Origin of the sequence: Okeania sp. SIO2B9, assembly GCF_010672505.1 — a bacterium.
GTDB classification, from domain to species: domain Bacteria; phylum Cyanobacteriota; class Cyanobacteriia; order Cyanobacteriales; family Microcoleaceae; genus Okeania; species Okeania hirsuta.
Map to the genome: position 1 here is coordinate 1 of NZ_JAAHGK010000128.1, position 9212 is coordinate 9212.

3 protein-coding genes are annotated in these 9212 nt (G+C 38.4%); 1 reads left to right on the forward strand and 2 read right to left on the reverse strand.

Annotated elements, in window-relative coordinates; genetic code table 11:
- Positions 1-530 precede the first annotated feature (530 nt).
- Positions 531-2252 (reverse strand): diflavin flavoprotein, encoded by a 1722-nt coding sequence (locus F6K13_RS07040; RefSeq protein WP_124154589.1) that lies wholly within the window; start codon positions 2250-2252, stop codon positions 531-533.
- Between the two features lie 36 nt (positions 2253-2288).
- On the opposite strand from F6K13_RS07040, the gene F6K13_RS07045 reads away from it, so the two are divergent.
- Complete coding sequence (locus F6K13_RS07045; RefSeq protein ID WP_161564966.1) at positions 2289-2453, forward strand: hypothetical protein; 165 nt, start codon at positions 2289-2291, stop codon at positions 2451-2453.
- A 966-nt stretch (positions 2454-3419) separates the two neighbouring features.
- Here F6K13_RS07045 and F6K13_RS07050 read toward each other — a convergent pair.
- Positions 3420-9212: neuraminidase-like domain-containing protein (locus tag F6K13_RS07050; RefSeq protein ID WP_287287077.1), on the reverse strand; the 5793-nt coding region annotated here is incomplete at its 5' end.

A 9212-nucleotide genomic window follows, 5' to 3' on the forward strand; every position in this document is an offset into this window, starting at 1 on the left:
GTGTAAATCCAAGGGTGAATATCTACAGGAAATTTAGGTTTTTTCAAGCTTTTAAGCCTTCTTCCTTCTTCCCTCTTCCTTCTTCCTTACCTTCGCTATACAATACTGATGCTACCGGACATGATATCAGGAGTCAGGATTCACGAGGAAAGAAACAGGAAACAAGAAAGAAGAGGAGAAAGTTTTTTTATAACTAATAGACATCTGGTGAAAATAAACTTACCCTTTATTTAACAAAAGCTAGAGTTGTAAAAGTCAGTTCCCTAAATCATTTTTGGTACATTTTTCCTGAAAATCTATTCCCTGTTGCCTGTTGCCTGTTGCCTGTTGCCTGTTGCCTGTTGCCTGCTATGTGCAAAAAGTCTATATCTTTTTCAGAGATGTCTAATTATCCGGACATGATATAAGCTAAAAAAATTGCTAAAACCCTTATTAGTAAAAGTTTATCGTGTTTTTTCAGCCTTAAAACCATGAAAGCTCTATAAAGTAAGCTTTTGAGCCTTTTCAATTCTTATTTCCCAACAACTGTTTTAATAATGACTACCTGATTTGCGGAAATGAACTGCTGTTACTCCCTCATTCAGTACCTGACCATTCTCCACTACTGCATAAACCAACCAATGGTCGCCACATTCCATCCGGTTTGCCACCTTACATTCCAAATAAGCTAAAGCACCTGTCAAAACCGGACAACCATTCTCAGCTTCCTTGGTTTCCACTCCCACAAAACGATCTTCTCCCGGTGCAAAAGACTTCTGAAAATGCTTCCTCAATTGTTTACCCTCTGCCAATATATTCAACACAAAGCGATCGCCTGTATGAGTCAAAGATTCCAGCGCTCGGTCTTTTGCCACAGCAATAGTCACCCCAGGAGGATTAAAAGTCGCCTGAGAAACCCAAGAAGCTAACATCGCACTGGTGACATCTCCACGTCTAGCAGACATCACACACAAAGACCCCACAACACGTCCCACTGCTTGAGCTGTGCGATCGCTTCCCGAAGCACTTGCCGAAGGTTTAGGAGCGCGAAGTTTCCGAGACTTAATCAAAGTCTGAGCAAAATCAATAGCTGCCTCTTTACAAGTTTGAAGCGTCAGATCGTCTGGCTTAAACTTCACCCGAATAGTTTCAAAACCAAACTTATAACCCGCATCCTTTAACTTACTTTCCAAAATATCAATGGCCTCACCACTCCAACCAAAGGAACCAAATACCCCAGTTAGTTTACTCTTAGAAGCTGTATTCAGTACAATACCCAAAGCTGTTTGAATTTGAGTTGGTGCGTGACCGCCAAGTGTGGGAGAACCAATAATAAATCCATCACATTTTTCAATTGCTTCCTTGATTTCATCAGACGTGGCAGCTTCACAGTTAATTGATTCTACAGCTACTCCTGCTTTAGTTAAACCCTTAGCGATCGCCTGAGCAATAGTTGCAGTATTACCATAAGCTGAAGCATAAAGCAAGGCAACATTCAAATCTCGTGAATTTTGTTCCTGACTCCACTTCCGATACAAATTTGTTAACTCGGTCATCCCATAACGTACCATTGGTCCATGACCGGAAGCATAAAATTTCACGCTCAAGTCAGAAATTTTATCTAGGGCAGAAAGCACTTGTTTTGCTTGAGCAGCGTGGAGACAGTCATAATAAAAACGTCGGTCTTCACTGTAGATAGTCCATCCCTCATCAGCAACTTGGTCTCCACAAACATGAGCGCCGAAAAATTTATCAGTAAACAAAATTTGAGTTTTTGGGTCGTAAGTCATCAAACCATCAGGCCATTTAGGGGTAGGAGTGGTAATAAATTGTAATTGATGACCATTGCCCAAGTCTAGAGTATCTTCACCTTTAACTATCTGAATTTTCAATTCTTCTTCTTTAAAATAGTCTTTGAGAGTTAAAGCTGCGGGGTTTGAGCAGACAAAAGTTATTTGAGGTGCGAGGGATAATAAAGCTTTGAGGGTAGTACCACGGTTAGCATTAAAGTGTCCTAGAATTACATAGTCAAGGCGATGCCAATTTAAGCGTAGTTGTAATGAATCTAAATAATTTCTAGTAAATGACTCACCCGGTGGGTCGATAATAGCAGTTTTTTCTGCTTGAATGAGATAGGAGTTAGCAGTAGTACCTTTTTGTAGAGAATATTCGACTTCAAATTTTAGTCTATCCCAAGTGCGAGACCGTAACACTTTTGTTTCTTCAGCAATGATGACAACTTGAACGTCTTTTTTTTTGGTGGTTTGTAGCATAGTTTAGTTATATTGTCTATACAAAAATAATGTATAATGCTACATTTTATCATGTTCAGGCGATCGCTTGATTTAAGTCAGGAGTCAGGAGTCAGGAGTCAGGAGTCAGGAGGGAAGAAGAAGAAGTTTTTTACCGAAAAATTGGGTTTAAAGCCTCGCCCTTGTAGGGCGACTTTTTATTTTAGCATGCAAGTGAATTGAATATATGCTATAGTTTTATTAGTTGCCGGGGGGCACTCGGAAACTCTAAACGGACGTGGAGGGAAGCGTTAGACTACCGCCAAGGAAGCAGCACCCTGTGAAGCGTCAACCCGCCGAGGAGCTACGGCTCAGTAGGAATCCCCGTGCCTTTAGGCCGGGGAGGATGTCAAAGCGGTTTTCAGGTCAATGAACCAAAGTAGGAGCGAATGTCATTTGCCCTTATAGAACCCATTTGGTATCTTCATCAATATTAATTTAGCTAGGAGACAAGAGACAACCCACCCCTTTTCCCTCCCCCTCCCAGGAGGGGAAAGGAAAAGGGAAGATGTGAGGAGAAATAATACAAAAAATTCAACACTCCTTCAGATGATTTTTCCTCACTCATTGATGCGCGAAAAGACTCTTACACCATAATTATATAGCTATCAAATGGGTTCTATAGGTTTTTGGTGATGACGATGTGGTTTATCAATCTGAAAAGGGTTTTCAGGTATAATATCAAATCCGGTTAAACAGTTATACATAGGTTAACTGTTTAGGAGTCAGGAGTCAGGATTCAGGAGTCAGGAGAAGAAAGAATTAGAAATATGAGCGTAGTTATGGCAATTGGATAATTTTTTGTATGTGCAATTAGGCGGATTTGATATAAGAAGGAGCAAGGTTTTTGATCACTAATTATCGGGACATAATATTACCATACAAAGGTTTTCAGGTCAATAACCACATTAAAAAAAGGTGGTGGTGCATTGTAATGGCAGTGGGAGCATCTTGCTCCCGTACCAAGTATCCCTTGTTCCTTGTATACCATTACTATGCAGGAGTACCTAAAAAAAACAATAAACCTGTAGGGACGTTCCATGGAACGTTCCTACTGTGGTCTACCCAAATGAAAACTGCTGTTATTCCCCCCACGCATTGGGGGGTTAGGGGGGCTTGCATCATACCCAGAATCAGCAACGCCGAAAATTAAGATTTCGCTGTATAACGAATAGTCATCTCAATATCTTCTAGTTTCTCCAGAGTAGACTTATGCTTATATGTGATTTGTTTCTCCTGAATAGCTTTCACCGCCGCCGGAACAGATAACAACCAAGTTGATTCTACACCAGAACCTTCAAATGGTAATAATCGTCCTTTTTGCTTGGGTGTCATTGTCGCTGTATCTGTCTCCACACCTAATAGCTTAATTTTCCCATAAGCACAAACCCTTTGTAATGTTCGTTCTTTAGCAGAATATCGGTTAGAAATTTGAGTTAATTCTGCTGCAATAGGATCGCTACCTTCTAACCCCAAGAATTTCACCTTAACACTCTGAATACGTCGTCCGAACTCCTCTGGAAAATCTTCCTCAAACCAAGACTCCTGAATATGAATTACAGCTTTTCCATGAGTTTTGAGACTTGCCAGTATATTGTCATCTTTTTCTTCTAGGGAGAAAGTCCGTGTTACAGGTTGATCGTCATAGAGAGTCTTTTGCAAATAAGTGTACTCCATTTGTTGGAGATTTAGTAATAACTTCTGACCTGATAATAAACCATGATAAACATCATCCCATTGAGGTCGAATAAATATGGTTTTTTCTCCTATTTCCTCTTGATACACCCTTTCCGCTAATAAACAGAAACTAACTGTCTGGTCAAACAGGGTGCGATAAAGTTGCTTCAAATTATCAACGTACCACTTAAAAAACATTTCGTTAGTGAAACGTTTTTGATTAAATGCTGCCAATGTTTCACTGTCCTTTTTGTCCCCTTTAATATCTTCAAGGACTTGTCTTTCTATCTCTAATTCTATGTTTGATACCTCAATTTCCTGATCAATTATCTCTATTGCCATCTTAGTTTGAACTATGTTGAATGAGAACTCTCTTAGATCTTGCGCTATTTCTGCTGCTTCTTGAAGCTGATCTAAGAGTCCTTCCTCAAGATTAATTGTGCTTTTGTTTGTCTCAAGATTTGCTTCTGCTGTTGCTTCGTACTTAGAACCCCCATTTGACGTCCCAAATATATTAGGTATCATTTTTAAGGCTGCTTTGATATAATTCATTGGTATTGATAAGAACTGCTTTGTTGTCACCGCTAGCTTATACTTTGTAGCCAGATCTCTAGAAAGACTTCTCAATACTATTTCAAATTCATTAAAAATCACTTCAGATATACTTTGTTCTTTCGTCTTTTGTTGAATCTCAATATTTTTTTCTAGAGCTTCAATTGTTTTCTCCTGCATGAATATTGCTGAATCAAATGAAATGAAACTGTCTGCTAGGTTTTGATACTGGATGTTTTCATAATTCTCCCAATACTGCAACAAATTAGTTGACCAACTAATTAAATCTTGCACATAACCACGAGCGCGACCGAGTATGTCATCAAAATCATAATTCAGAGTTCTTGTTGCTTGTTGTTGAAATTGTGTTGGTGAAACTCCAGCAAGAGCAGCTTGTTGCAATACCCTGGGGTCGATAGGAGGAGCAATTAGAGGTATATTCAACGGTGTTCCATCTATTGCTAACCAATGACGTAGATTATACAACCGTTGCTCTATTGTCTGATAGACTTTCATTATCTCTTCGTCATAAGGTGCTATAAAATCCTCATCTTTTACATCTCCTAAAGTCGGATCTTTCCAGTCTTCCCCTAGTTGAACATTTGCTAAAGACTGTCCGCCTTCTATGAATATATTTTTCGCTTCCACATAATACATTTTGGCTTGACGCAGGGTTTCTGTGGCAATCTGACGATAATAGTAATCTCCCTGTTCTATCAGGTTTTGTATGTATTGACGAATGGTAGACCGACGATAATAATAAGGAGTTTCACGAGCCCTCGCGTCTGGATCATTGATACCCAAAGCACTACGACCAACTCCGTTTGGTAGATGTTCTAAAGGATAATTTCCCCAAGGATCATCTTTAAGGGTAGGGTCGTAGACGTGCTTCAACCACTTCTTAGCTAAATCAAAATTCTGGGATTGAGTGTATTTGTAAGCTACCATTAAAGGAATGTAGTGGAATATCTCCCAAGCATATATGCCATAAGGTCCCCAGAAATCCATATGTGTATCGGGTTGGGGGTCGGAGAACTCAGAATAAGTGTCAGTTGCTTTCAGTGCATCTAGGTAATCTTGAATCCCCTCTTCCTTGTAGTGCTGATGATCTAAATCAAAGAGTTGGTGAATGTCGTAATATGGGTGAGCTAGTTCGACTACTCGTTGAATGGCAGTAGAGTAGAGATTCGTTGTATAGAAGGAATTTTTGTAAGGAAATAGTAAAAATCGTTGGTCAGCTAAACTGGGATTATCTTCTGAGTTTCTAACAAAGACTGACTGTAGACTTTCATTTGCGTTATAATGGACGTGAAAGGTAAATCTTGTTTCTTCTCTAGATTTAGTATCTTCACGACTCTCAAGGGGCCAATGCCAATTTACAAGATATGAATACTGCCATTTAGTGTTAACTTTCAATGTAATATCAAACTCTGTTTCTGTTTGGTTTTGATCTAGTTTAAACTTAACATAACCCTCTTTATTGCTGAACCCCAGAGGATTATTTCCCTCTGCGGTCTTATGTTTAGCTAGTGTAACGACTTGCTCATTAAATTCGTTGTTACTAGGGATCAGTTTTATCTGAGTTTCCTCGTGGGATAAATTCTTGCAGACAGTGTAACCAAATCTGCTGTGATCGACCCACCCGAAGTAGAGATTTTTTGTCAGATTGTAACGAGAATCTCGGCAATCAAATTCCCAGTTTAAGGTGACTTCATTATTATTTATAACTGCACCAGTCCATTTCATCTCAATTCCAGTTAAGTACAGATTAGACCATCTCCTGTTATCTGGTAGTATAGAACCCCAGTTTATAGAGTCTGTAGCCTTTTGTGGTTGTATCTTTACTTGGGAGGGGTGGATCTCGTGAATTGCATAATAACCATCTAGGGGTTGATATTCTTCATCAAACTGGTCATCATTAATCTTTTGCACAACTGTTTCTTCTTTTGAGGTAACAGAAGAGAAGAACGGAAGAGATTCACTATCTTTAGAATCTTTACTAACACCAGCAGAGAAATACATTAATATCTTTTGTTCTTTTTGGTCAAAATAAGGTTCAAAAACTTCAACCTGTAGGTCTTCTACAATATTTTCTCCTTCATATGTAATCTTAATCCCCTGATGTGTCATAGTGATCGGGTCATCTATTCCATTTATACTTGAGTCCATATTCATCACACTATTCCTCGGTTGCCCAAAACTGCCATCAGTATTTTGACGACAATATTTTGGTTGCAAGTAATACTCTGTTGTTTGACCATCTTTAGAACGAGTTTCAAACAACTCAAACCAATACATATACAATCGATTCCAACCATAACAGGGAGCTAAACCATAAATATGTTGCTGACTAAATACTAGCTCCGCTTTCATCCAAGCACCCCATTCAAAAGGATACTTACTTCCTGCTTCCAACTTCGTTTTATCAACCGTCAACAAGCGATAGTAATAACTATTTGTTTCCCAAGTTGCTTTCGCTGTAAAACAAAACTCAATAGAGTCCCTTAACTTTTGAGAAGTGAAACCTTCTACCCGCAACTCTGATAACTGCTGTATTTGCTCTAGATATTGCATAATTGCTTGCTGCACCATCTCTTCATTCAGAGACCCCTGACCTAAATTCTTTTCAAAGGTTTCAAAAATTTCTGTTTTGTGCAAACGTAACGTCGGTTCTATATAACTAGAAGGATATAATCCCAACTTCTCGTTTGCTTCCCATAACCGATACTGTTGTGATATATCCCAAGATTTTTTGAGATTCTCTAACTGACCCTTTTCCCAATTTGCATCCTCGACTCCCTGGATCATCCGGTTAATATACAACTGCACTGCACCTGTACATTCTAATAAACGAGTTGTGGGTACTTCATAGGAAACATTGACATCCAGGAGCAAATATTGATAAATATCTTCCCAACTCTTGATTTTCTCTTTCAGCGCTGGTGACTCACTCTCACCAACGACTTCATTCATAAAGTTGGCAACTAAAGCATCCCTGAGTTCTAAATTGATAGCATCTTTAGCTGTTTTTTTCCGTACTTCGTCATTTTGACGATTTAATCCTAATTTGACTACTGGAACTACTTGCTGCCAAAAATCAGGAATAATATCATAATGGTGGAACCATTGGAGTTGTTCTCCCTGAATATGCAAATCTTGACAAAGTTCTATCTGACGACGTAGATACTCTATTTGTTGTACAGTTTTCACCAAACTGTAAGTAATTTTATTGGTTAAGTTAGGAATATCTTCTACAGACCAATCTAAAAACGCAGCTAATAGCTTATTTTGTTCTTCTTCCTCAAGTTCACCCTCATTGACTGCTGCTAAGTATACGAACCAATGTTGAGAACTGACTTTAGCATTCAATAGGGTTTTGAACTTATACAGATAATACACTTGCTCCAGAGATAGTTTATGACTCATCTCTTCCACTAACCATTCCACTAACCATTCTGGTTTTTCAGCAGCAATAGATACTGTATATGTGTCTAACTCCAACTGAGATATGACTATTCCATGACGATTAATGTTGTACAGTAATTTCAAAGTGTCTTGACTCAGTTTTTCTGGTACTTCTTTGTCTTGCAATCCTAAAAGTTGCTTGAGTGTTTCATAATAATCTATTCCCATCCATCGCAGTAGATCAGGAATAATTTCCGAGCTAAGTCCGCTGAGTTTTTCAGTAATAATTTTGGCAAGAGATTCTTGTTGTCGTCTTTGGAAATTGGCAATTTCTACAATTAGTTCTTGTTTTTGCCCTTCTGCTGATTCCGTTAGCGTTAGTTGATACCCTTTTTCTGCTGCTGCTTCTATTTTATCCTTGATAATTTTTGTTACTCCCTCTGCAATGTTTGCTTTTTCAACATTCAGAACTAATCCATACTTATCAATAATTTTTGGCTCGTTCTCTTGCAACAGTTGATACCAAATGTCAGCCGGAATACCCATGATACCGATTCCTTCGTGATCTTCTTCTGGTGCTTTTTCTACTATAATTTGCCAACTTTCATAATTAGTGAAACTCTGTTCTACAACTCGATGCTCCTCAATATCCTGTTCAAGTAAATCCAAAAATTCTTCTACTTCTACAGTTGCTTGCAAAGTTCCTGCATCATCCGGTGGTGTTAAAATTGTCAGAATATTATCTATTGTCAGGTTATTGTCTTCTGCGTTTATCCACTCAGATAACCACACCAGTTTATCTAATGCTGATAATACATCACTGACTTTTTGTCCAGGATGAGCAAATACCTCAATTAGTCCTAATTTTTCTACTAATTCAATTCCTTTAGCAATACCCCACCCAAATAATGTAAACACCTTGACTAAACGGTACATTCGTGCTAATGCTGCTTTGTCAAATTTTGCATTTTCATCATTATTGGTTATTACTTTGACAATAGCATTGTATTCTGCAAAGGTGATACGCAAACCGATAATCAAATATTCTTTGAGGGAAGATTCTAAATCAGCAAATTTTGTACTGCCATCCTTGAGAACTTTTACTAATTTTGGTGCTGCATTGCCAAATATTTGTCGCAGGAGAGAAGTTTCTTGTTCTCCCATGCGACGATAACTATTAATTTCTGTGAGTATACCGACAAACTCATCTACACTAAATTGATATTTGTGGTTCCAGTCTAGATAATGGGCAATAACATTGAGTCTGTCATCATCGATCAGTCCATCTTGATCTTCTATTGTATTGAA